Source organism: Mesorhizobium sp. CO1-1-7, from assembly GCF_020164885.1.
GTDB classification, from domain to species: domain Bacteria; phylum Pseudomonadota; class Alphaproteobacteria; order Rhizobiales; family Rhizobiaceae; genus Mesorhizobium; species Mesorhizobium australicum.
The window spans coordinates 388,402-408,415 of the sequence record NZ_JAIUHA010000006.1; the positions used below are offsets into that span (position 1 = coordinate 388,402).

The window sequence follows — 20,014 nt, forward strand, 5'->3', positions numbered from 1 at the left end:
AAGTGGGAACCGGTTTTCGGAAAGATCATGCACCAACAAGAGACAGACGTCAGATCGAATGGAGTGAGTTCATGACCGGATCGCAAACCGCAAAAACGGCTAAGACGGGCAAGCCGAAGCTCGCCTTCCGCCCGCTGCCGGTGCCGCAGGTCGACGTGCGCGGCTTCTGGGGCGACCGCGCCGAGGCGGTTGCCACACGCACCGCCGACATCCTTTACGACCGTTGCGTGGCGGCGCGCATGCTGGAGCAGATCGATCCGGACCGGCCCTCGCCGGGCGTCGTCATTCCGTTCCACTCGCCCTCGCCCGACGAGGCGGCCTCCGCCGGCTTCACCGGCTCGACGGTGACCACGCAGATGTTCTGGGATTCCGATCTCGGCAAGACGATCGAGACCGCGGCCTATTCGCTCTACCGGCGCAAGAATCCCGAACTGGAGAAGAAGATCGACGCCGTCATCGACATGTACGGCAGGCTGCAGCAGGAGGACGGCTATCTCTCCAGCTGGTACCAGCGCATCCAGCCGGGCAAGCGCTGGACCAATCTGCGCGACTGCCATGAGCTTTATTGCGCCGGCCACCTCATCGAGGGCGCGGTCGCCTACTACCAGGCGACGGGCAAGCGCAAGCTGCTCGACATCATGTGCCGCTATGCCGACCACATCGCTTCGGTGCTGGGACCCGAGCCCGGCAAGAAAAAAGGCTATTGCGGCCATGAGGAGATCGAACTGGCGCTGGTCAAGCTGGCGCGGGTGACGGGCGAACAAAAGTACATGGAATTGGCCAAATATTTCATCGACCAGCGCGGGCAGCAGCCGCACTATTTCGACGAGGAGGCGCGCGCCCGTGGCGCCGACCCAAAGGCCTATCATTTCAAGACCTACGAATACAGCCAGTCGCACATACCGGTTCGCGAGCAGGACAAGGTCGTTGGCCACGCGGTGCGGGCCATGTACCTCTATTCGGGGATGGCCGACATCGCGACCGAATATGGCGACGACACGCTGCGGGTGGCGCTCGACCGGCTGTGGGACGACCTCACCACCAAGAACCTCTACATCACCGGCGGGCTCGGCCCGTCGGCGCACAATGAGGGCTTCACCAGCGACTACGACCTGCCCAACGAAACCGCCTATGCCGAGACCTGTGCGTCGGTCGGGCTGGTGTTCTGGGCGAGCCGCATGCTCGGCATGGGGCCGAACGCGCGCTACGCCGACATGATGGAGCGCGCGCTCTACAACGGCTCGATCTCGGGCCTGTCGCTCGACGGTTCGCTGTTCTTCTACGAGAACCCGCTGGAAAGCCGGGGCAAGCATAACCGCTGGAAATGGCACCGCTGCCCTTGCTGCCCGCCCAATATCGGGCGCATGGTCGCCTCGATCGGCAGCTATTTCTACAGCCTGGCGGACGACGCGCTGGCGGTTCATCTCTATGGCGATTCCACCGCCCGCTTCGACATTGCAGACACACCGGTCACACTGACGCAGGCGAGCCGCTATCCCTGGGATGGTGCCGTCGAGATCACCGTTGAGCCGCAGGCGCCGGTAGAGTTCACGCTGCACCTGCGTGTGCCGGCCTGGAGCGGCAACGCCGGCCTGGCCGTCAATGGCGAGACGGTCGACCTCGAGGATTTGACCAGTGACGGCTACGCCGAGATCCGGCGCAGGTGGCAGAAGGGCGACCGTGTCCGGCTCGATCTCGAAATGCCGATCGAGCGGCTCTATGCCAATCCCGAGGTGAGGCAGGATGCCGGCCGCGTCGCACTGTCGCGCGGGCCGCTGATCTACTGCGTCGAGGCGACCGACAATGACAATCGCCTGCATCGCCTGACCCTGCCGCGCACGGCCGGCATCGAGGCGCATGACGAACCGGATCTGCTCGGCGGTGTGGTGACGCTTTCAGCCACGGCACAAGCCGATGCCGGGGATGGCTGGCAGGACGGCCTTTATCGCGCCGATCCGCCGGCCAGGGTCGAGACGCGCCTGACCGCCATCCCCTATTTCGCCTGGGACAACCGCGAGCCCGGCGAGATGCTGGTCTGGCTGCGGGATGGTTGATACCGGCGGCAACGCCGTGGGGCGGCCGGTTATGTCCGGCTTGACTGGGCGGCGGCGGTCAGCGGCTTTTTCGGCGCTGCTTTCGCGGCGCTGCCGTCAATATGCGCCCAGGCCGGCCGCTCGAACAGGAACATGCCGAAGCCGATGCGCTGCACGATGAAGTAGAGCACGATGGGACTGATGATCGAGACCAGCAGCACCGCCAGGCTGAGCAAGCCCGTGTCGGTCAGCAGGCCGCTTGCCAGTGCGGCGCCGCGGAACAGCGACATCGGAATGGTGAAGGCGACATAGACGACCAGGGAATGTTCGCCCAGCCAGCGCAGCCATTCCATGGCGGGAAATTTCGACAGGAAACCGCCAAGCACGCAAAGCGCCACGGCACCGGCGACGGCCAGGACGAGATGCAGCGGCGGCCATGCCGCCACGCCCATCTGCATGCCGACCGGCTGCATGGCATAACCTGGCGAATAGACCAGCAGGCCATTGACGACAGCCCACAGGACGAGCCCGGCGACGGTCAGCGCCGGGCGGGCTTGCGTCCATTCGACGAGCCGGAACACCAGCGGGGCCATGACGAAGCCGACGTAGAAAAAGACGAAGTAGGCGGCGAATTGTTCGACCGCGTAGCTGTCGGGATGCGGCGCCCACATCTGCAGACCGGCGGCGATCGGGATGACGATCCAGGCGGGCACGGCAAGCTGCCGCAGCAGTTTCGCGGCAAGACCGAACACCGCCAGCATGTAGATGAACCACAGGACGCCATAGGGCTGGACGACGGCCATTGCCAGGTCGTGCAGCATGCCGGCGGGATCCCGGCTGAAGATGCCGATCTTCAGCCCGATCGAGATGATCGCCCACAGCACGTAGAAATAGAGGTAATGGACGACGCGCCGGTCGATATAGCGCCGCCACGGCCGGTCGATCACCTGCGACAGGAACAGCCCCGAGATCAGGAAGAATTCCGGCATCCGAAACGGCGTCGCGAAGCCGATGACATAGTGGAGAAAGCCGACGCCGCCTGTATACTCGCCGGTGTTGTAGGCCGAGTACATCATGACCACGAGGATGATCGAGAGGCCTTTGGCCGTGTCCACCCACGGCATGCGCATTGGGCTGCTGTTCATGGCGGCGAATCCAAACCGGCCGGCCCGGCTGGCCAGCCATCATCCCGCGATGTCTAGCACCATCAAGCTTCCCAGATCGTAAACGCGGCTGTCTTGCGGTGAGGCTGGCAGCGTCCGCGGGCCGCCGTGTTGAAGCCGTTGGCAATCATCTGCCGTCGGCGCTGCCCCTCGCCTGCCTGGCATCATCTCCCCGTAAACGGGGCGAGGGACGCCGTTCTCGCCGATTTCGCCAATCGCCGGCGTTGCGGAAAGAGCGTCGGCCTCGCGGCAGCCCTCTCGCCCCGTTTACGGGGAGAGATGTCCGGCAGGACAGTGAGGGGCAGCGCCGACCGTGACCTCTATGCACAATGAACGATTACTTTCGGGACTTGGATTTGTTCAAAGCCACCGCCGCGCGTACCAGCGCCTTGAAGGCCTCCTGGTCGACCTCCTCGCCTTTCTGGAAATCGATGGCGCGCCGTGTGTTGCCTTCGAGGCTAGAATTAAACAGGCGCGCGGGATCGGGCAGCGCGGCACCCTTGGCGAAGGTCAGCTTGACGACGGCCTTGTAGGTCTCGCCGGTGCAGATCATGCCGGCATCCTCCCACACCGGCACGCCGCGCCATTTCCACGTCTCGACCACGTCGGGATCGGCTTGATGGATCAGCGCGCGCAGCCGCCCCAGCATCTCGCCGCGCCAGTCGCCCAAGTCCTTGATCCTGCCGTCGATCAGCTCGGAGGGAGATTTGCTGTCCTCGGTGGTCGTCATTGTGGTTCTCCTTCGAACTGAAGATAGAGCGCTTACATGCGCTCGCCAGGCAAGAGGCTCGCCTGCTTCACCCAGGCGCTGAACTGCGCTTCGTCGAACGCGTCGTCCTCATGAATATTGAGGTAGCGCGTGTCCTGGCTCCTGGATTCGCCCGGCGGCACCGGATCCAGCGACATGCCGCGGAAGAAGGCCACCTTGATGTATCTGGTGAAGCAATGGAAGCTGAGGAACCAGCCCTCGCCCTCGACGCCGTAGAAAGGCGAGTTCCATTTCACCGCCTTGTTTACGCCGGGCACGGCGCGCTCGATGAGCGCGTCGAGCCGCCCGCCCATCTCGCGCTTCCAGCCCGGCATAGCCACGATATAGGCCTGCACCGGAGCGTCGCCATAGCCCTTGGCGATCTGCGGATTGCCACCGGAAAGCAGCTTCGGCTCAGCCTTGGCCGGGGTCGCCTTGGCCATGCGCTTTCCTCCTATCCATTGGCCCGCTGTGCGCTGCGTCCTTTCGCGACATAGGGCAGCACGAACATATAGAGGCCGCTGAACAGCATAAGGAAGAGCGGCGGCAGTGGCGAATAGACCACCCAGGCCGGCGGCTGTCCAAACGCCATGGTGACGAAATTGGCGATGACGGTGATCGTGAAAATGATCGACAGCCAGCGATGCGCTTGCCTGATCCATTTGCTCCAGTCCAATTCTGCCTCCTCTTGCGCTATGCGTTGAAACCCGGCGCCCTACCAGCGCGCCAGTTCGGTGATCTGGATGAGATTGCCGCAGCCATCCTCCAACTTGGCGATGGTCGAGCCGGTCACGTCGGTAGGCGCCATGGCAAAGGCACCGCCATTGGCCTTGATGCGCTCATGGTCGCCCTTGATGTTGTCGGTGAAGAGCATCAGCGCCGGCTGGCCCTGCTTGAAGATCGCCTGCTGGTAGGCCTTTGCCGCCGGGTTGTCGTTCAGCGCCAGCTGCAATTCGGTGCCGTCGGGCTCTTCGGCCGAGACGACCGTCAGCCAACGGAACGGCCCATTGCTGAAATCGGCTTTTTTGGTGAAGCCCAGCACGCCGGTGTAGAAGGCAAGCGCCTTTTCCTGATCGTCGACATAGATGCTGGTCAGTTTGATCTTCATCGCTTTTTCTCCATGGTTTTGCCGGCGGGAAACCCACCCTCTAATATTTCTGTCTGGCTTTCAGTTCGGCCGAGAGGCCTCAGTCCGTCCGCGCCAGAAGCTCTTCCAGCTTTTCCAGGAATTGCGGCCAACCCACCTTGGCGCCGCCATAGGCCCGCTTCTGGTCGGGCCGGAAACCGGCCTGCTCCATGCGCAGATGGGTTCCCGTTGGCGTCGGGTTGAGCGTGAAAGTCACCACGCTCCTGAGATCGAACGCCGGGTCCTGATGCGCGAGGTTCCAGCTGTAGGACAACCTCTTGTGCGGCTCGACGGCAAGCACCTCGCAGTCCAGCACGCCGCCCCAGTCGGCGCTGATGTTGAAGCGATGGCCGACGGCGGGTTTGAAATCGCTCTTCATCAGCCACTCCTCGATCAGATGCGGTTGCGTCAGCGCGCGCCAGAGTTTTTCGGGCGGATGGGAGATCTCCCGCTCGACGACGACAGTGCGGGTTTGCTGTGCGCTATCGTTCACTGGTCCATCCTTTTGAGCAAATCCTCGAGGTCGTCGAACCGGCTTTCCCAGAACCCTGCCATATGGCGTGTCCAGTCCATCAGCGGCGCCAGCGCGGCAAGCTGGGCGCTGTAATGCGTCTGGCGGCCTTCATGGCGGTCGCGCACCAGCCCGGCCTGCTTCAGCACGCCGAGATGCTTCGACACCGCCGGCTGCGAGACGCCGGACTGGCTGGTCAGCGCCCCGACCGTCTGCTCTCCCTGGCGGCACAGCCGCTCGAAAATCGCCCGCCGTGTCGGGTCGGCGAGCGTCCTGAAGAGCATGTCATGAGCGTCTGGCATTTCTAATCGATAACCCGTTGGCTATTGGTTGACGTATAACCACAGGGATATATGTTCGTCAAGCGGAAGATTGGAGCGTCCTGACACGGTGGTGGCTATATGGGGCCGTGGCTGCGACCGATCTCGCGCGCCACCAGTTCCTGCAAGTGCCACAGATTGCGGTCGCGTATGCCGCAGGCGTCGAGATGGCGGATGGTCTCGAACAGATATTGCGCGCCCGAGCCCCAATGGCCGACGGCGTTCGCCAGCGTCGCCGCGACCGCGGGCTTGTCCAGTTTGCCGGCATAGCGCGGGTTGGCGGGATCGACGACGAAGCCGAGCGCCAGGCACGGCCCGCTTTCGGTGCTGACCCGCAGCCAGCGCGGCACGTTGACGGCGGGCAGGATGGTCATTTCGCGGCGCAGCAGCGCTTCCAGATTGGCGGCAACCGGTTCGGCGATCTCGAACACCATGCCCTGGCACTGGCCGCCACGGTCGAGCGCCATCATCAGCCCGGGCTGCTCGAGCGTGCCGCGAAAGCGCTGCACCGTGAAGCAGAACGACCGGTGCCAGCCCCGCGCCACCGCCCGCTCACCGCCCCTCACCTCGCCCGCCGGCTTCCACAACAATGAGCCATAGGCGAACAGCTTCAGCGGCCCGGGTGGTGCCGAGGCCAGGATCTCGTCGCGAAACCGCGCATAGTCGTCATCGGTCATCGGGATCATGCCCGGCACCGGCCCGGCATCCTCGACCACGCGCAAGGTGCGCGCCACCAGCGCCTCGGTCAGCGCCATCGGCGCCTTGCGTGGCGTTGATTTGCGCGGTGCGGCGGAAATCGGCTTGCTCATTGTCGTGCCTCGGCCATGGCAGCCATGTTGCTGAAGGCTAGGGGATTCTCAAGAGCCAGAACCGTTCGAAACCTGGAATCCATACCTGAGCCATCCCGTGCAGCAGCTTGATCAGATTCAACAAAATCGGGCGACGTTCGGCGTGCCTATGACACCAGCGGCATCGGGGCTCTACGCCGGCGCGAGCGGCCGGAAGCAAGCACTTCGGAACGACATTGCCTCATAAGCGTTGTCGGCGGGGAGGAAGTCATGAACGATGCGCCGGCAACGCCCGTCGGCAGGCCGCTTTCGCCTGGCGAGCTGGTCACCGTGATGTCCCATTTCCATCGCGCCGAGATCGCCCGCATGGCGGGCTGGCGCGACCGCCTCGACCGCACCAGCAATTGGGCGATCACCGTTGTCGCGGCGATGCTGTCGGTGTCGCTGTCGACGGCCAGTGCCCATCACGGCGTGCTGCTGTTCGCCATGCTGCTGGTGCTGCTCTTGTTGTGGATCGAGGCGCGCCGCTACCGCTTCTTCGATGTCTATCGCGCCCGCGTGCGCCAGTTCGAGCGCCATTATTTCGCGCAGATCTTCTCGCCGCAGCCCGACTTTGCCTCCGACTGGCTGCTGATCCTCGGTGAGAGCCTGCGCACGCCAAAATTCCTGGTCTCGCAGCGCGTGGCGCTGGCGCGCCGCTTGCGCCGCAACTACCTGCACATGATGCTGATCCTGCTGCTCGCCTGGATCCTCAAACTGTCGACCCCGAGCCTGATTGACCAAGGCGTGCCGGTAGGCTTTGTCGGCACGATGCGCGAAGCTGTCGGCGCCGCGGCGCTCGGTCCCATTCCGGGCGTGGTCATCGTCGCCGTGGTTGCCCTCCTCTATGCCGTCCTGCTGGCAGCCGCCTTCCTGACACCGGGCGACGACGGCGAACTCTCCTTCGGCGACGTCCACGTCTGAGTTCGATACCTCGTGATGGATGGCTGCAACGCAAACCCCGGCCGCGCGTTGTGATGGTCAGTCCGCGGCGGCGTCTTGAAGGGACCCATGATCCACCCACTGGCAACAAGGTCGCACGGCACCGCGGCCGCCCTTTCGCTGGCGATTGTCGCCCTCGCCCCGGCAAGCCAGGCGCTGGCCGCGCAGCCGGCCGGCCACGCCTCGGGCATGGGCGGCTCGGCGGAGGGCCTGTTCGTCGCCGAGATCGTGCTTCTGCTTCTGGTCGGCCGTGGCCTTGGCGAGATCTTCCAGCGCTACCGGCAGCCGGCGATCATGGGCCAGCTGATCGGCGGCATCCTGCTCGGGCCGTCGCTGTTCGGCTGGCTCTGGCCCGGCGCCCAGCATCTGATCTTCTCCACCGATCCGGCGCAGAAAAGCATGATCGATGCCGTCTCGCAGCTCGGCATCCTGCTGCTCCTGCTGCTGACCGGCATGGAGACGGATCTGCGGCTGGTGCGGCGGGTGGGTGCGGCCTGTTTTTCGATCTCGATCACCGGCGTCGTCCTGCCTTTTGCCTGCGGTTTCGCGCTGGCGCAGGTCTTGCCGGATACGCTTCTGCCCGAGCCGAGCGAGCGCATCGTCGCCGGGCTGTTCCTCGGCACGGCGCTGTCGATCTCTTCGGTCAAAATCGTCGCCATGGTGGTGCGCGAAATGAACTTCATGCGCCGCAATCTCGGCCAGGTCATCGTCTCCTCGGCCATCATCGAGGACACGATCGGCTGGCTGATCATCGCCGTCACTTTCGGCATCGCCACCAATGGCAGCCTGCAGGTGCTGCCGCTGGTGCTGACGGTCGCCGAAGTGGCGCTGTTCATGGTGTTCTCCTTCACCATCGGCCGCCGCCTGGTGTTCACCCTGATCCGCTGGAGCAACGATTCCTTCCGCAGCGAATACGCCGTCATCACCGTTATCCTCATCATCATGGGCGTGATGGCGCTGATCACCAACCTCATCGGCGTCCACACCGTGCTCGGCGCCTTCGTCGCCGGCATACTGGTCGGGGAATCGCCGATCCTGTCGGACCACATCGAGGGCCAGCTGCGCGGCGTCATCACGGCGCTGTTCATGCCGGTGTTTTTCGGCATGGCCGGCCTGTCCGCGGACCTTACCGTGCTTGCCGACACGACGCTGGCGCTGCTGACGCTGGCGCTGGTGCTGATCGCCAGCATCGGCAAATTCTCGGGCGCCTTCCTCGGCGGCCGCCTGGCCGGCATGTCCCTGAAGGAGTCCACCGCCGTCGGCAGCGCCATGAACGCGCGCGGCTCGACCGAGGTCATCGTCGCTTCGATCGGCCTGTCGATGAACATCCTCTCCCACAATCTGTTCACCATGATCGTCACCATGGCCGTCATCACCACGCTGGCCATGCCGCCAATGCTGCGCTGGGCGCTCGGCCGGCTGCCGGTCGGCGACGTGGAAAAGCAGCGCGTCGACCGCGAACTGCTCGACGAGCGCGGCTTCGTCTCCAAGCTGGAGCGGTTGCTGCTGCTCGTCGACGACAGCCCGGTCGGCAAGTTCACCGCCTATCTCGCCGGTCTCGTCGGCGGCGGCAGCGGCATGCCGACCACGCTGCTCCACCTCGAGGATGGCAAGCTGCCCGGCCCTGCCCGCGACAAAGGTCCCGAGCGGGCCTCCAAGCAGGTCAAGAGGGGGGCGGCCAGAAGCGCCAGGGCTGTCAGGAAGGCCGAGGATACGCCCGTCGACAAGGTCCACCTCACGGCCCGCACCGAGCTTGAAGCCACCACCGAGACGATCGCCGCGGAAGCCCGCAAGGGCTACGGCCTGCTGCTGGTCGGGCTGGACAACGCGCTGGCCGAAGGCACCTTCAGCGGCACACTGAACGCCATCACCAGCGGCTTCGACGGCCCGCTGTGCCTGGTGCTGAATGGCGCCAAGGCCGATGGCAAGATGCCGATGTTGCGCGCCGGCGCGACCATTCTGGTTCCGGTGAACGGCACCGAGGTGGCGCGGCGCGCGGCCGATTTCGCGCTCGCCTTGGCGCGGCCGCACCGGGCGCGCGTGAAAGTCCTTTATGTTTCGCAGGCCCGCAAGGGCAGCCGGCCGAGCTCGGTTTCGCACCGCCGCGAGGAGGCCGTGCTCAAGGATGTCGCCGATCTCGCCGACCGCTATGGCGTCGCCGTCGACACCGCGATCAGGACGCGCGCCACGCCCGACAGGGCGATCGCCAGGGAGGCCGCCAAGGGCGCCGCCATGGTGGTGATGGGCGTCACGCAGCGGCCAGGCGACGAGCTATTCTTCGGCGATACGGCGAGCGCGGTGCTGGCCACCGCCGCCTGCCCGGTCGTGCTTCTGGCCAGCGACCGCGTCCGGCGAACCGAAGCGGCCGCCGAGGAGGCGGCAGCCGAGACCGCGGCTTGATGCCTGTCGGCTTGACCGGAGTACGCAATTCCCCCGGGGGAAGCGCTACGCACTTTTCCTGGAATTGCGCCTACAGGCCGAGGAATTGCCGCCCGATCACGTAGCCCAGCGCCGCCGCGACGAGCGGAAACAGCGCCGGCGCGACCTTGCCGAACAAGGAGACGCTTGTGTCCTTGGGCGGCACATAGCGTCCATTGCCAAGATTCTTGGTCATTGCGTACCCCACGCCACCGGATAATTAGCAGATGCTTATTGACGCATGGCCGCATTAACGGGTTGCAAAGAAATTCGATCGAAAGCCGGCCATTCGAGTGGATGACCGGCGAATACGGCTTGGCCTGGCCTGGATCTCGGAAGCGGGTTTGCCGCCGGGCATCGGTCGTCGCGGCTGAGCGCTAGGTCCGGCAGACCGCCATGACGAAGAACTCGCGGTAGCAGAAATCGGGATCGTCGAGCAGGCGATCCGGCCGCTGCTTGAGCTCCCGCCAATAGGCCTGGTCGGCGTCAGGTAGGGCGTAGCCCGGCGCGACGCTGGCAAAATAGGCCAGCAGGTCGCGAACATAGGCGCGCGTGAAGCGAGGCGCCGGCGCCCAGCGCTCGACCAGCCAGCCCTTGCGGCTGACAACCTCCATCCCCGCCCGCCGCAGGCGCGTCGGAAGCGTCGAACCGCAATCGGTGCCGAGCACGCCCCGGTCGCGGAACCCCTGCAGCCTGGCGGCCATGAAGCGCGCCAGCAGCGCCCGGTCCATGGGCAGGATCTGCAGGATGGTCGAATCGAAATCCTTGACCGCCAGGATGCCGCCCGGCTTCAGCACGCGCCTGGCCTCGCCGACGGCAAGCTCGAATTCGGCCGGCGTCAGATACTGCATGACATTGCCGGACCAGACGCAATCGAACGATGCGTCGGCGAAGGGCAGCGACAGGATGCTGCCGACATGCGTGGCGATTTCCGGCGGCTCAGACAGCGTGCCCGCGAGCGCCTCGACCCGGCCGATGTTTTCGGGCGCGAGGTCGAGCGCGGCGATGAAGCCGGAGGGGCCGACGGCCCTGGCGATGAGCGGCAGGAAGCCGCCGCTGCCGCAACCGGCGTCGAGCACGCGCCAGCCCGGGCGGATGCCGGCGTCGAGCAAGGCCGCCTCGTATTCGGGCCGCGACGATTCGAAATGAAGATCGAGCCAGCCGGCCTCGCTCGCTTCGTGGCCGGTGGACGTTTGGTTCCTGCCAGACAAATGATCACCCCCCATGGCGCGGCAGGGATAGAAGCGCACCCAACGGCATCGCGCAATGCCCTGCGCCGCGTGGAACCGGCGCCGGCCTACGCCGGCAGGGACGGCTCGGTGTTGGGTTCCAGCGCCTCTTCCGCCTCATGGTCGTCCGGAAGCACGTCGCCATGCACCGCCAGCGGCCGGCCGATCCAGATGGGATCGACCAGATGGTCGCGCTTGGGATTGCTCGTGTTCGGGTGGACGAGAATGCTCAGGCCGCCATGGTTCAGCATCAGCCACGGAACCAGCGCGCCGAAGATCCCGGTCGCGAAGGAGACCTGGTACATGGCCTTGTCGTGCGGCCCGACCTGTCTGTCGTGCCAATTGCCCAGGCGCACGCGGAACCGTTCCGCGATGCGCAGCCGCAGCCATTCGGCATGCTGCCGCTCGGCCGGCCCGTCGAAATAGACATGTGCGTGATAGCTGGCGATCTCGGCAAGTGGCCGTGGACTGTCTTGGCTCATCTCGATGCCCTCCTAGTCCCGCCATTCAGCCCGAGAGCGCGGTCTTAAGCAAGGTCACCGGCTGCCCGCTCCACCCGCCGGGACGACCGGCACCGGCTGGACGCGGTTCCCGCCTCCCAGGCATGCCGTCACGCCGCCGGCGCCGCGAGGCTTTCGGCCGCGCCCACATCGTGTAGTCTGATCGTTTTCCTGGGAAAATGACATGATGAACACCGCCGCAACCTTGCCCTATCTGTCATCCCAGCTGCTCGACCGCCTGGCGATCTCCACCGTCGACATGGTCGACGAGATCGAACGCCAGATCGTCGGCCAGCGGCGCGGCGAGGTCTGGTGCGCGCCGAAGGCGGTCGTGCTGCCGGGCGACGACCGCTACATCATGGCGACGCTGGGCGTCGCCTCCACGCCGCCCGTGCTGGCGACGAAGTCGCTGGTCGTCAATCCGCGCAATGCCGAGCGCGGACTGCCGACGCTCAATTCGCTGATCACGCTGCTCGACGCCGAGACCGGCCTGCCGCTTGCCCTGGTCGACGGCAATTGGGTGACCGAGAAGCGCACGGCCGCCTTGAGCGCCGTCGCCGCCAGGCGCATGGCGCGCGGCGATGCGTCATCCCTGGCCTTCATCGGCTGCGGGGTGCAAGCGCGCGGCCACCTCGAAGCCTTCGCCGACCTCTTCCCCTTGCGCGAAATCCGCGCCTTCGGCCGCGGCACCGCCAACCGCGACGCGCTGTGCCAAATGGCACAATCGCGAGGTCTGCAAGCAATCCCCTGCGACACGGCAAGGGCCGCCATCGAAGGCGCCGACATGGTGGTGACGACGGTGACCCTGGTGCCCAAGCCCGCGCCCTTCCTCGACGCGAACTGGCTGAAGCCGGGCAGCTTCACCGTAATGACCGACCAGGCCCTGCCCTGGCTGCGAGAGACCATGCCCCGCTTCGACCGCATCATCGTCGACGATCTGGAACAGGAAAGAAACATGGCCAAGCCGATGGTCGACCCCGCGCTGGTTGTGGGCGACCTGACCGGGCTGGTCTGCGGGGATTTTGCGGGGAGGCAGAGGCCGGGCGAGACGACGGCGTTTGCGTTCCGGGGGCTGGCGGTGGGGGATTTGGCGGTGGCGGGGTTGGTGTATGTGCGGGCGAAGGTGGCTGGGGTGGTTGGGGTGTAGGCGATTCCGGGCCCGGCAATGAACTAAGTCATGAGGATAACAGGCCGCCCCAGCGGTCGATTGAAATCCTCCGATAAAATGAGCCTCCACCTTCGCCGATTAGCTGGCCAACGACTTCTACGAGGATCGGCTGGTTAAAATCGCCAATCTTACCATCTTCTTCAAGCTCGATCGCGAGTTCGGAAAAAGGAGGTGCTGAAGAGCGATCTTCCCAACCAGCGATCGTAAATCCGTAATCGCCAACGCTGGTATAAGATTGATTCTCGTTACTTCTAAGTATGCTTCGAGGATTGTACGATTTTCCTGCCATTTTGAATTGAAGGGGTCGCAGGTATAGAGCTCGGCGGTTCCAGTTCACGAGTCGGATACGCAAGCTCAGATAAGCTCTTCGTTCAATGTCGACAGTAGGTTCGGCATCACCGAGGACGAAGCTTGTTTGGCGCCTTTGTTCTCGCAGCTGTCCCAGTAAGGGTCCGATCGCAACTGCGGCGGCCAAGGCAGCCGCCCATCCACTTGTCGCTGAGATCCACTCGCGTACACAATGCTCTTCTCCACTTATGCACCAGGCAAATTCGTTCAGCACCGATGCTGACACGAAGTAAGCGAAGAACCCGCCCAGGATCGGTCCAGCGACCAATGTAATCCAGAAAGCGTATTTGTCATTGCTCATGGCGGAGGAGATAGCACGGTCGAATCTACTCTGACGAGAGACATATTGTACTAGGAGGAAATTGAACTCGTGCTCAAGTTGTCACAAAGTGATACCCAGAGCCTAAACCCAAGCGTACCTTAAGGCATGTCTCCAGAAAATGCTTGGACACGCCAAGGCGAATTGCGTGAGCAGCCGCTCAAGTTTGCGTGCCTCACCAAGATTTCTGCAGTGCCAAGACGAGAACCCATCTCCGCCACCTCACTGGGCAAGTTTGGCAGCTCGATCAATGCACACAAGGTTGGGCGGCACACAAAGTGTTGTCTTTTAACCATGTTCATGTTATGTTCGTACCTCTTCAAGATCGGAGAGCCGGGGTGGATTTGACTTACAACGGGCGACCATTCCGAGCCCAGGATTTTACCGACGACTTTGAGCGTACCGTCCTAAGGGAGGTTGCTGACGAATTGCATCGACGGTTCAGTTCCATACGGCATCCTGAAACTGGTGAGTTCCCGACAGTCGTGATTCATGGTGATCGCCTGGACGACCTTCGAGTTTCGATCGAGGGCAGCACAGAACTTCTCGCAATCGTCAATGAGCGCCTGGCACCCGAAGATCGGGAAGGCATCGATCTTAAGGAAGTGGAACCGCACGTGCCGCCAAAGGCTTTCCTGAGTTATTCGTTCGACGACCGCAGTATCGCAGAGCGCGTCGCACGCACCTTAACGGCGAACGGCATCGACGTGTGGTGGGCCGAATGGGAGATGAAGGCCGGCGACAGTCTACGTCAGAAGATCGATGACGGCTTGTCCGGCTGCACGCACTTTCTGGTCCTGCTGACTCATGAAGCGCTGAAGAAACCTTGGGTAAATCAGGAAATGGATGCGGGTCTCGTCCGACGCATCAGCGGCCAAGCGCGCTTCATTGCGCTGCGTAATGGGCTTTCGGCCAGCGAGTTGCCTCCTTTGCTATCCGGGATGCTGTCCCCTGTGATCGACGATGCGAATTTCGACGCGAGCATTCGCGACCTGGTGAACGATATCTACGGCCTGTCTCGCAAGCCACTACTCGGCAGGGGTCCTCTGGCAACTGAATTGCCATCGACCGGCTATTCAAAAGTTGCGACCAGCATAGCCAAAGCAATGATCGAACAGTCGGGGACAGCACTGTTTGGCGACCCTCAAAAAAGCGTTGAGGAGTTGTCGTTGGCAATCGGCGTCTCCGGGGAGGACATTGAGGATGCCCTGCACGAGATAAGGGACATGGTCACGGTGACCCAAGGACAAGTCCTTGCCAAGAGCTGTTTGTTCGCAGCATTCGATAAGCACTTCATGCCATGGTCTCCTGAAGACGACGCGCTGCGCATTGCAGCGGGACTAGTCAACGATCCGTCGGCAACCAGCGACCCCTCAGCCGTCGCCGAAAGATATGGATGGGATCGCCGACGCATGAACGCAGCACTTTCTTATTTGCTAGATCGCAAGCTCATCGCTGATTATCAAACGCTTGCCAATGATTGGCTTTGCGTTCGTGTGGTCAGGACTGACGAAACCCGCAGATTCTTGAGGAGCAGAAGCTAGTCGGATCGGAAGCGGTTCTTCTACCACCTGAACTAGTTCCCAATTGCAAAAGCATCTTTCTTCCTGGTCGGCAATTCCCACCTCGGATCGAGGTGACAATACGTTGGACTAAGGACCGACACGAACCCAACCACAAAAAATGTCCGAACGATCATGGCTGCAGAAACGCACTCGTCTCGTTGGGCGTCGCCAGAGCGGCGTGTCTCAGACGAAACGGCCTCCGGCAACCCGGCGCGGCTCGATAGTGTCGTTCCTCTCGGTGCCCGTGGCCTGCTGCTTGATTAGCGCCGCGCCCAGACACGTAGCGCAGGTGTTCAAGAAAACTGTATCCTCACCGTCAAATACCGAACGCTACGAGGAAGTCGCTGTTGGGATCGCTTCGGCTCGAGCGTGAATTCGAAGCAAAGACAAGGAGGATATGCTAAAAGAATAGGTGAATCAGGGGGGATGAAATGAGACTTGTTATCACAGACGTCACCGAGATGAGTACTGGGAACTATTGCGTCGCCGGATGGCGCGCACACACGCAGCAAATGGTTCGTCCGCTTCCGGGCGGTGGCAACTGGACGCTGGCGCGACTACAGAATCATGGTGTGGCGCCTGGTGCGACGGTCCAGTTCCAACCAACTGGACAGGCACATCCGGGTGCTTTTCCGCATAGCACGGAAGACATTCCTGTCGACGTCAACGCCATCCAGCTTGTGAATGCCGGACCAATCAACTGGATTGGAGCAGGCTCCCCGGTTATTTTCGGGACAGTGGCTGCGGCATTCGGTAATCATGTGGCGAACAACAATCAATGGAATGGTGTCCTCCAGGGCGTTTATGTGGCTGCCGGGGCTCAAACTCGATCACTCGGCGCGATTCAAATCGACAGAAATGCGATTGAATTAGTAGAGAGCTTCGAGAAACTGAAAGCGGTCGTGGATGATGGCCATCACGAATACCAACTGGCAGTCTCAAGTAAGGTACTCAAGGAAGCTTGGAGGCAGGGTGGGCTCAACGCGGCCCGCCAAGCATTGCCCGGAGCCGCTCGCTATCACGTGCGGTTGGGTTTGGCTCGTCCATTCGGTAATCCCGCAGACAAATGCTACATGATGGTCAATGGCGTTCACGGATAGGTTCATGTCGGACAAAATTATTTACAGCGTCGGTCACTCAACGCTGAGTTATGAACGGTTCTTAACGCTTCTCCGGAAAGCGGGGGTTACTGCGGTAGCCGACGTGCGCAGCGCTCCTTATTCGCGTCATTTCCCTCACTTTAGCAAAGACTTACTCAAGAGCGAACTCCAGATGGATGGCATAGCATATTCTTTTCTCGGCAAGGAACTTGGAGGGCGCCCTAGCGGCAGTCAGTACTTTTGCGATGGGGTGGCGGATTACGAGTCCATGGCAAAGGCTCCAGAGTTCCATGAAGGCCTAAGAAGGGTCATAGACGGTTCGGTAAAGTACCGCATAGCCTTAATGTGTTCGGAGCGCGACCCGCTCGACTGCCACCGATGCCTCTTAGTCGGGCGAGCGCTTTCCGAGCGGGGAGTTGTGGTCAAACATATTCTTCCTGACGGTAACGCTATCGATCAGGAAGGAATCGAACAGCGGCTTCTAAAATCCAATGATCAGCAGGAGATGGATCTTGGTAACGGCAGCCGAACGACGCTGGCAGATGCCTATCGTGCACGGGCGCGAAGAGTCGCTTACACAGAGCTACCGGAATCTACGCAGCCGCGCACAGCAGCGAGTCGACAATGACAATGCACTCGATTCACGTCTCTACCATTGGGTTCACCAAATCGACTGCAGAGCGCTTCTTCGAACGGCTGCTTAACGCCAATGTGAAGAAACTGATCGATGTACGGCTCAACAACACTTCTCAATTGGCCGGCTTCGCCAAGGCGGAAGACTTGGCGTATTTCCTCAGAAAGATTGGCGGAATTCAATATGTACATCAGCCGATGTTTGCGCCGACAGCGGACATTCTCGATGCCTATAAGAAAGAGAAAGGCGACTGGAGCGTATACGAAAGGCAGTTCACTCAGCTGTTGGAAGGCAGAAAAATCGAAGAGCGCTTACGGCCCGACATGTTCGATGGAACATGCCTACTGTGTTCTGAGGCAACGCCTCATCATTGTCACCGGCGCCTAGTCTGCGAGTATCTAAACTCAAAGTGGGGTTCACCACTCAAAGTGCTGCACCTGTAAGCAGGCCTTCAGCGCCGCAAGCCCTCGAGCAAAATATCAATGGGACCAACGGCGTGGGATTGCAAAGGGGGAAGGGCACGTAAGTTCAGCCCCCATCACCCCCCAGCCAATCTCGGCAGCAAAAATATCTCCGCCCCCTGCGGCAGCGTCTTCCCCCACGTATCCCGGTAAATCACCCCGTCGATCGCCACCGCGATGCCCTTCTCGATCCATGGCTCGAGGGCGGGATACTGTTCAGCTAGCTTCCTGAACAGCTCCCTTATGTCCTTGGCCTCGACCTCGACCTTGCTCTGGCCTCCGGCAAGCTGGCTGAGCGCCCCCCAGAGCGTGACCTCGACCATCTCGCGCCGGGGTCCTAGCCTTCCCGTTCCGCCTCGATCGCCGCGAGAATCCGCGGCGGCGACATCGGGATGTGGGTCATGCGCACGCCGGCCGCGTTCGACACCGCGTTGGCGATCGCCGCCAGCGGCGGCACGATCGAGGTTTCGCCGACGCCACGCACCCCATAGGGGTGGTTGGGGTTGGGGATTTCCAGGATCTGCGTGTCGATCATCGGCAGGTCGGAGCACACCGGGATGCGGTAGTCGAGGAAGCCGGCGTTCTGCAGCCTTCCGTCCTTGCCGTAAATATACTCCTCGTTGAGCGCCCAGCCGATGCCTTGCGCGGCACCGCCCTGGTACTGGCCCTCGACATAGGTCGGGTGCACCGCCTTGCCGGCATCCTGCACCACCGTGTAGCGGATCACCTTGGTCGAACCCGTCTCGGGGTCGACCTCGACATCGCATATATGGGTGGCGAAGGAGACGCCGGCGCCGTCGGCGACGAGCTCGCTATGGCCGGCGATCGGCCCGCCGGTGGTGCCCGATTTGGCCGCGATCTCCTTCAGCGACAGCTTGCCGAGATTGCCGTGCTTCTCGCCCTTGGCGACCGCATGGCCCTGTTCCCAGATCACGTCGTCGACCGAGATGTCCCACATCTGCGCGGCGCGCTCGCGCAGGATTTTTATCGCGTTGCGGGCGGCCGAGATGGTCGCCATCGAGGACGAGAAGGTGCCGCGGCTGCCGTCGGTCATGTCGTTGTAACCGAGGGAAGAGGTGTCGGCGACCACCGCCTTGAGCTGGGAATAGTCGATGCCGAGCTCCTCCGCCGCGACCAGCGACAGCGAGGCGCGGGAACCGCCGACGTCGACCGTGCCGACGGCCAGCGACACCGAGCCGTCCATGCCGATGTTCAAGTCCACGCAGGTCTGGCCGCCGAAATTGAACCAGAAGCCGCAGGCCATGCCCCTGCCCTGGTTCTCCTTCAGCGGCGCCTTCATGTGCGCATGGCTCTTCACCGCTTCCAGCGTCGGGCCGATGCCGATCGGGCCGTAGACCGGGCCGTAGGACGACCGCGTGCCTTCCTGCGCGGCGTTCCTGATGCGGAACTCGACCGGATCCATGCCGAGTTCCTTGGCGAGCTCGTCGACGGCACTTTCCACCGCGAAGGCCGCCATCGGCGCCGAGGGCGCGCGATAGGCGGCGGTCTTCGGCCGGTTGACCAGCACTTCGAAGCCCACCGTCTTGACGTTATCGAGACGATAGCAGGCGAACGCCGTCATGGCGCCGATTTCGGCCCAGGAGCCGGCATAGGGGCCGGCGCTGTAGCGCAGCGTCGCTTCCGCCGCCGTGATGGTGCCGTCCTTGCGGGCGCCGATCTTGACGTCGATCGAGGTGGCGCTGGTCGGCCCCGAGGCGCGGAACACCTCGTCGCGGGTCATCACCAGCTTCACCGGGCGGCCGGCCTTGCGCGACAGAGCCAGCGCCACCGGCTCGGCCCAGACATGGGTCTTGCCGCCGAAACCGCCGCCGATCTCCGACGAGGTGACGCGCAGCTTCGAGGCTTCCATACCGAGCAGCTGGGCGCAGTGCTGGCGGTAGACGAAATGGCCCTGCGTGCAGACCCACAGGTCCGCCGTGCCGTCGGAGCTGACATTGGCCACGCAGGCATGCGGCTCGATATAGCCCTGGTGGGTCTGCTCGGTCTTGAACGAGCGCTCGACGATGAAGTCGGCCTGCCCGAAACCCTGATGGACGTCGCCATGGCCGAACTGCGAGCGCTTGGTGACGTTGGAGGGCTTGACCGGCTTTTCCTCCAGCCCCTCGGTGAAGATCGTGTCGTTGATCAGCGGCGCGTGGTGCGCCATCGCCTCGTCGACATCGGTGACATGCGGCAGCACCTCGTAGTCGACCTCGATCAGCTTCAGCGCTTGCCGCGCCGTGCGGGCGTCGATCGCGGCGACGGCGGCCACCGCATGGCCGTCATAGAGCGCCTTGGTGCGCGCCATGCAATTGTCGAGGATGTCGTACATGGCGGCATCGCCGTCGGTGAGGTCGGGCAGGTCGGCGGCGGTGATCACCGCCTTGACGCCGGGAAGCGCTTCCGCCTTGGAAGTGTCGATCTTGCGGATCTTGGCATGCGCGTGCGGGCTGCGCAGCACGCGGCCGACCAGCTGGCCGGCCATGTTAAAGTCGGCGCCATAGCGGGCGCGGCCGGTCACCTTGTCGACACCGTCGGGACGGATCGGGCGCGTGCCGACGGATGCGAATTTACGCCCCGAAAAACGCGGATCGAAATTCAT

Annotated in this window: 22 protein-coding genes; 8 read left to right on the plus strand and 14 right to left on the minus strand. The window is 63.0% G+C overall.

Annotation, left to right across the window (positions count from 1 at the left end):
* Positions 1–71: 71 nt before the first annotated feature.
* Positions 72–2,054: a glycoside hydrolase family 127 protein gene (locus tag LB516_RS15855; protein WP_224719919.1), complete on the plus strand. Its 1,983-nt coding sequence runs from the start codon at positions 72–74 to the stop codon at positions 2,052–2,054.
* Between the two features lie 29 nt (positions 2,055–2,083).
* On the opposite strand, the gene LB516_RS15860 is transcribed toward LB516_RS15855, so the two are convergent.
* The 8 genes from LB516_RS15860 to LB516_RS15895 all read right to left on the minus strand — a co-directional run bounded on the left by LB516_RS15860 (position 2,084) and on the right by LB516_RS15895 (position 6,710).
* A complete protein-coding gene (locus tag LB516_RS15860; protein WP_224719920.1) occupies positions 2,084–3,178 on the minus strand; it encodes an acyltransferase family protein in 1,095 nt (364 codons plus the stop codon).
* Positions 3,179–3,533: 355 nt separating this feature from the next.
* Positions 3,534–3,926, minus strand: a complete 393-nt coding sequence (locus tag LB516_RS15865; RefSeq protein WP_224719921.1) for a DUF1801 domain-containing protein — start codon at positions 3,924–3,926, stop codon at positions 3,534–3,536.
* A gap of 32 nt (positions 3,927–3,958) precedes the next feature.
* A complete protein-coding gene (locus LB516_RS15870) occupies positions 3,959–4,387 on the minus strand; it encodes a DUF1801 domain-containing protein (RefSeq protein ID WP_224597112.1) in 429 nt (142 codons plus the stop codon).
* Positions 4,388–4,398: 11 nt separating this feature from the next.
* Positions 4,399–4,620 carry a hypothetical protein gene (locus LB516_RS15875; protein ID WP_224597114.1) on the minus strand — a complete coding sequence of 74 codons (222 nt, stop codon included), beginning with the start codon at positions 4,618–4,620 and terminating at the stop codon, positions 4,399–4,401.
* A 39-nt stretch (positions 4,621–4,659) separates the two neighbouring features.
* Positions 4,660–5,052 (minus strand): VOC family protein, encoded by a 393-nt coding sequence (locus LB516_RS15880; RefSeq protein ID WP_140617872.1) that lies wholly within the window; start codon positions 5,050–5,052, stop codon positions 4,660–4,662.
* A gap of 79 nt (positions 5,053–5,131) precedes the next feature.
* A complete protein-coding gene (locus LB516_RS15885) occupies positions 5,132–5,563 on the minus strand; it encodes an SRPBCC family protein (protein ID WP_224719922.1) in 432 nt (143 codons plus the stop codon).
* A complete protein-coding gene (locus LB516_RS15890; RefSeq protein ID WP_140716564.1) occupies positions 5,560–5,883 on the minus strand; it encodes an ArsR/SmtB family transcription factor in 324 nt (107 codons plus the stop codon). Before LB516_RS15890 ends, LB516_RS15885 begins: the two co-directional genes overlap by 4 nt.
* A gap of 95 nt (positions 5,884–5,978) precedes the next feature.
* Positions 5,979–6,710 carry a gamma-glutamylcyclotransferase gene (locus LB516_RS15895; RefSeq protein WP_224719923.1) on the minus strand — a complete coding sequence of 244 codons (732 nt, stop codon included), beginning with the start codon at positions 6,708–6,710 and terminating at the stop codon, positions 5,979–5,981.
* Between the two features lie 249 nt (positions 6,711–6,959).
* Here LB516_RS15895 and LB516_RS15900 point away from each other — a divergent pair, with 249 nt between their 5' ends.
* Together LB516_RS15900 and LB516_RS15905 are read left to right on the plus strand one after the other, a co-directional pair.
* A complete protein-coding gene (locus tag LB516_RS15900) occupies positions 6,960–7,652 on the plus strand; it encodes a DUF2270 domain-containing protein (protein WP_140724925.1) in 693 nt (230 codons plus the stop codon).
* Between the two features lie 207 nt (positions 7,653–7,859).
* Entirely contained in the window at positions 7,860–10,070 is a 2,211-nt protein-coding gene (locus tag LB516_RS15905; protein WP_411969398.1) for a cation:proton antiporter, read from the plus strand.
* Positions 10,071–10,140: 70 nt separating this feature from the next.
* On the opposite strand, the gene LB516_RS15910 is transcribed toward LB516_RS15905, so the two are convergent.
* From LB516_RS15910 to LB516_RS15920, 3 genes are all read right to left on the minus strand, one after another.
* Positions 10,141–10,284 (minus strand): hypothetical protein, encoded by a 144-nt coding sequence (locus tag LB516_RS15910; protein ID WP_181177909.1) that lies wholly within the window; start codon positions 10,282–10,284, stop codon positions 10,141–10,143.
* A gap of 181 nt (positions 10,285–10,465) precedes the next feature.
* Positions 10,466–11,299 (minus strand): methyltransferase domain-containing protein, encoded by an 834-nt coding sequence (locus tag LB516_RS15915; RefSeq protein ID WP_224719925.1) that lies wholly within the window; start codon positions 11,297–11,299, stop codon positions 10,466–10,468.
* 86 nt (positions 11,300–11,385) lie between these two features.
* Positions 11,386–11,799, minus strand: coding sequence for a DOPA 4,5-dioxygenase family protein (locus tag LB516_RS15920; RefSeq protein ID WP_224719926.1), 414 nt, complete (start codon positions 11,797–11,799; stop codon positions 11,386–11,388).
* A 202-nt stretch (positions 11,800–12,001) separates the two neighbouring features.
* On the opposite strand from LB516_RS15920, the gene LB516_RS15925 reads away from it, so the two are divergent.
* On the plus strand, positions 12,002–12,964 hold the full coding sequence (locus LB516_RS15925) for an ornithine cyclodeaminase family protein (RefSeq protein WP_224719927.1): 963 nt from the start codon (positions 12,002–12,004) through the stop codon (positions 12,962–12,964).
* A gap of 28 nt (positions 12,965–12,992) precedes the next feature.
* Here the strand turns inward: LB516_RS15925 and LB516_RS15930 are convergent, their stop codons facing one another.
* Positions 12,993–13,634 carry a hypothetical protein gene (locus LB516_RS15930; protein ID WP_224719928.1) on the minus strand — a complete coding sequence of 214 codons (642 nt, stop codon included), beginning with the start codon at positions 13,632–13,634 and terminating at the stop codon, positions 12,993–12,995.
* Positions 13,635–13,990: 356 nt separating this feature from the next.
* Here LB516_RS15930 and LB516_RS15935 point away from each other — a divergent pair, with 356 nt between their 5' ends.
* The 4 genes from LB516_RS15935 (at position 13,991) to LB516_RS15950 (ending at position 17,394) form a co-directional block, all read left to right on the plus strand.
* Positions 13,991–15,196 carry a toll/interleukin-1 receptor domain-containing protein gene (locus tag LB516_RS15935; protein ID WP_224719929.1) on the plus strand — a complete coding sequence of 402 codons (1,206 nt, stop codon included), beginning with the start codon at positions 13,991–13,993 and terminating at the stop codon, positions 15,194–15,196.
* 452 nt (positions 15,197–15,648) lie between these two features.
* Positions 15,649–16,317, plus strand: a complete 669-nt coding sequence (locus LB516_RS15940) for a hypothetical protein (protein ID WP_224719930.1) — start codon at positions 15,649–15,651, stop codon at positions 16,315–16,317.
* Positions 16,318–16,321: 4 nt separating this feature from the next.
* Positions 16,322–16,945 carry a DUF488 family protein gene (locus LB516_RS15945; RefSeq protein WP_224719931.1) on the plus strand — a complete coding sequence of 208 codons (624 nt, stop codon included), beginning with the start codon at positions 16,322–16,324 and terminating at the stop codon, positions 16,943–16,945.
* Positions 16,942–17,394 carry a DUF488 family protein gene (locus tag LB516_RS15950; protein ID WP_224719932.1) on the plus strand — a complete coding sequence of 151 codons (453 nt, stop codon included), beginning with the start codon at positions 16,942–16,944 and terminating at the stop codon, positions 17,392–17,394. Before LB516_RS15945 ends, LB516_RS15950 begins: the two co-directional genes overlap by 4 nt.
* Before the next feature lie 95 nt (positions 17,395–17,489).
* Here LB516_RS15950 and LB516_RS15955 read toward each other — a convergent pair whose 3' ends face one another.
* Together LB516_RS15955 and LB516_RS15960 are read right to left on the minus strand one after the other, a co-directional pair.
* The gene (locus LB516_RS15955) at positions 17,490–17,735 is read right to left on the minus strand and encodes a MoaD/ThiS family protein (RefSeq protein WP_224719933.1); all 246 of its coding nucleotides are present in this window, start codon (positions 17,733–17,735) and stop codon (positions 17,490–17,492) included.
* Positions 17,736–17,749: 14 nt separating this feature from the next.
* A complete protein-coding gene (locus LB516_RS15960; RefSeq protein WP_224719934.1) occupies positions 17,750–20,014 on the minus strand; it encodes a xanthine dehydrogenase family protein molybdopterin-binding subunit in 2,265 nt (754 codons plus the stop codon).

Bases quoted from the DNA above. Each gene is read 5' to 3' on its own strand.
- LB516_RS15855 (WP_224719919.1), top strand. From the start codon at position 72: ATGACCGGATCGCAAACCGCAAAAACGGCTAAGACGGGCAAGCCGAAG.
- LB516_RS15860 (WP_224719920.1), bottom strand. From the start codon at position 3,178: ATGAACAGCAGCCCAATGCGCATGCCGTGGGTGGACACGGCCAAAGGC.
- LB516_RS15865 (WP_224719921.1), bottom strand. From the start codon at position 3,926: ATGACGACCACCGAGGACAGCAAATCTCCCTCCGAGCTGATCGACGGC.
- LB516_RS15870 (WP_224597112.1), bottom strand. From the start codon at position 4,387: ATGGCCAAGGCGACCCCGGCCAAGGCTGAGCCGAAGCTGCTTTCCGGT.
- LB516_RS15880 (WP_140617872.1), bottom strand. From the start codon at position 5,052: ATGAAGATCAAACTGACCAGCATCTATGTCGACGATCAGGAAAAGGCG.
- LB516_RS15890 (WP_140716564.1), bottom strand. From the start codon at position 5,883: ATGCCAGACGCTCATGACATGCTCTTCAGGACGCTCGCCGACCCGACA.
- LB516_RS15895 (WP_224719923.1), bottom strand. From the start codon at position 6,710: ATGAGCAAGCCGATTTCCGCCGCACCGCGCAAATCAACGCCACGCAAG.
- LB516_RS15900 (WP_140724925.1), top strand. From the start codon at position 6,960: ATGAACGATGCGCCGGCAACGCCCGTCGGCAGGCCGCTTTCGCCTGGC.
- LB516_RS15905 (WP_411969398.1), top strand. From the start codon at position 7,860: ATGGGCGGCTCGGCGGAGGGCCTGTTCGTCGCCGAGATCGTGCTTCTG.
- LB516_RS15910 (WP_181177909.1), bottom strand. From the start codon at position 10,284: ATGACCAAGAATCTTGGCAATGGACGCTATGTGCCGCCCAAGGACACA.
- LB516_RS15920 (WP_224719926.1), bottom strand. From the start codon at position 11,799: ATGAGCCAAGACAGTCCACGGCCACTTGCCGAGATCGCCAGCTATCAC.
- LB516_RS15925 (WP_224719927.1), top strand. From the start codon at position 12,002: ATGATGAACACCGCCGCAACCTTGCCCTATCTGTCATCCCAGCTGCTC.
- LB516_RS15930 (WP_224719928.1), bottom strand. From the start codon at position 13,634: ATGAGCAATGACAAATACGCTTTCTGGATTACATTGGTCGCTGGACCG.
- LB516_RS15940 (WP_224719930.1), top strand. From the start codon at position 15,649: ATGAGACTTGTTATCACAGACGTCACCGAGATGAGTACTGGGAACTAT.
- LB516_RS15945 (WP_224719931.1), top strand. From the start codon at position 16,322: ATGTCGGACAAAATTATTTACAGCGTCGGTCACTCAACGCTGAGTTAT.
- LB516_RS15950 (WP_224719932.1), top strand. From the start codon at position 16,942: ATGACAATGCACTCGATTCACGTCTCTACCATTGGGTTCACCAAATCG.
- LB516_RS15955 (WP_224719933.1), bottom strand. From the start codon at position 17,735: ATGGTCGAGGTCACGCTCTGGGGGGCGCTCAGCCAGCTTGCCGGAGGC.
- LB516_RS15960 (WP_224719934.1), bottom strand. From the start codon at position 20,014: ATGAATTTCGATCCGCGTTTTTCGGGGCGTAAATTCGCATCCGTCGGC.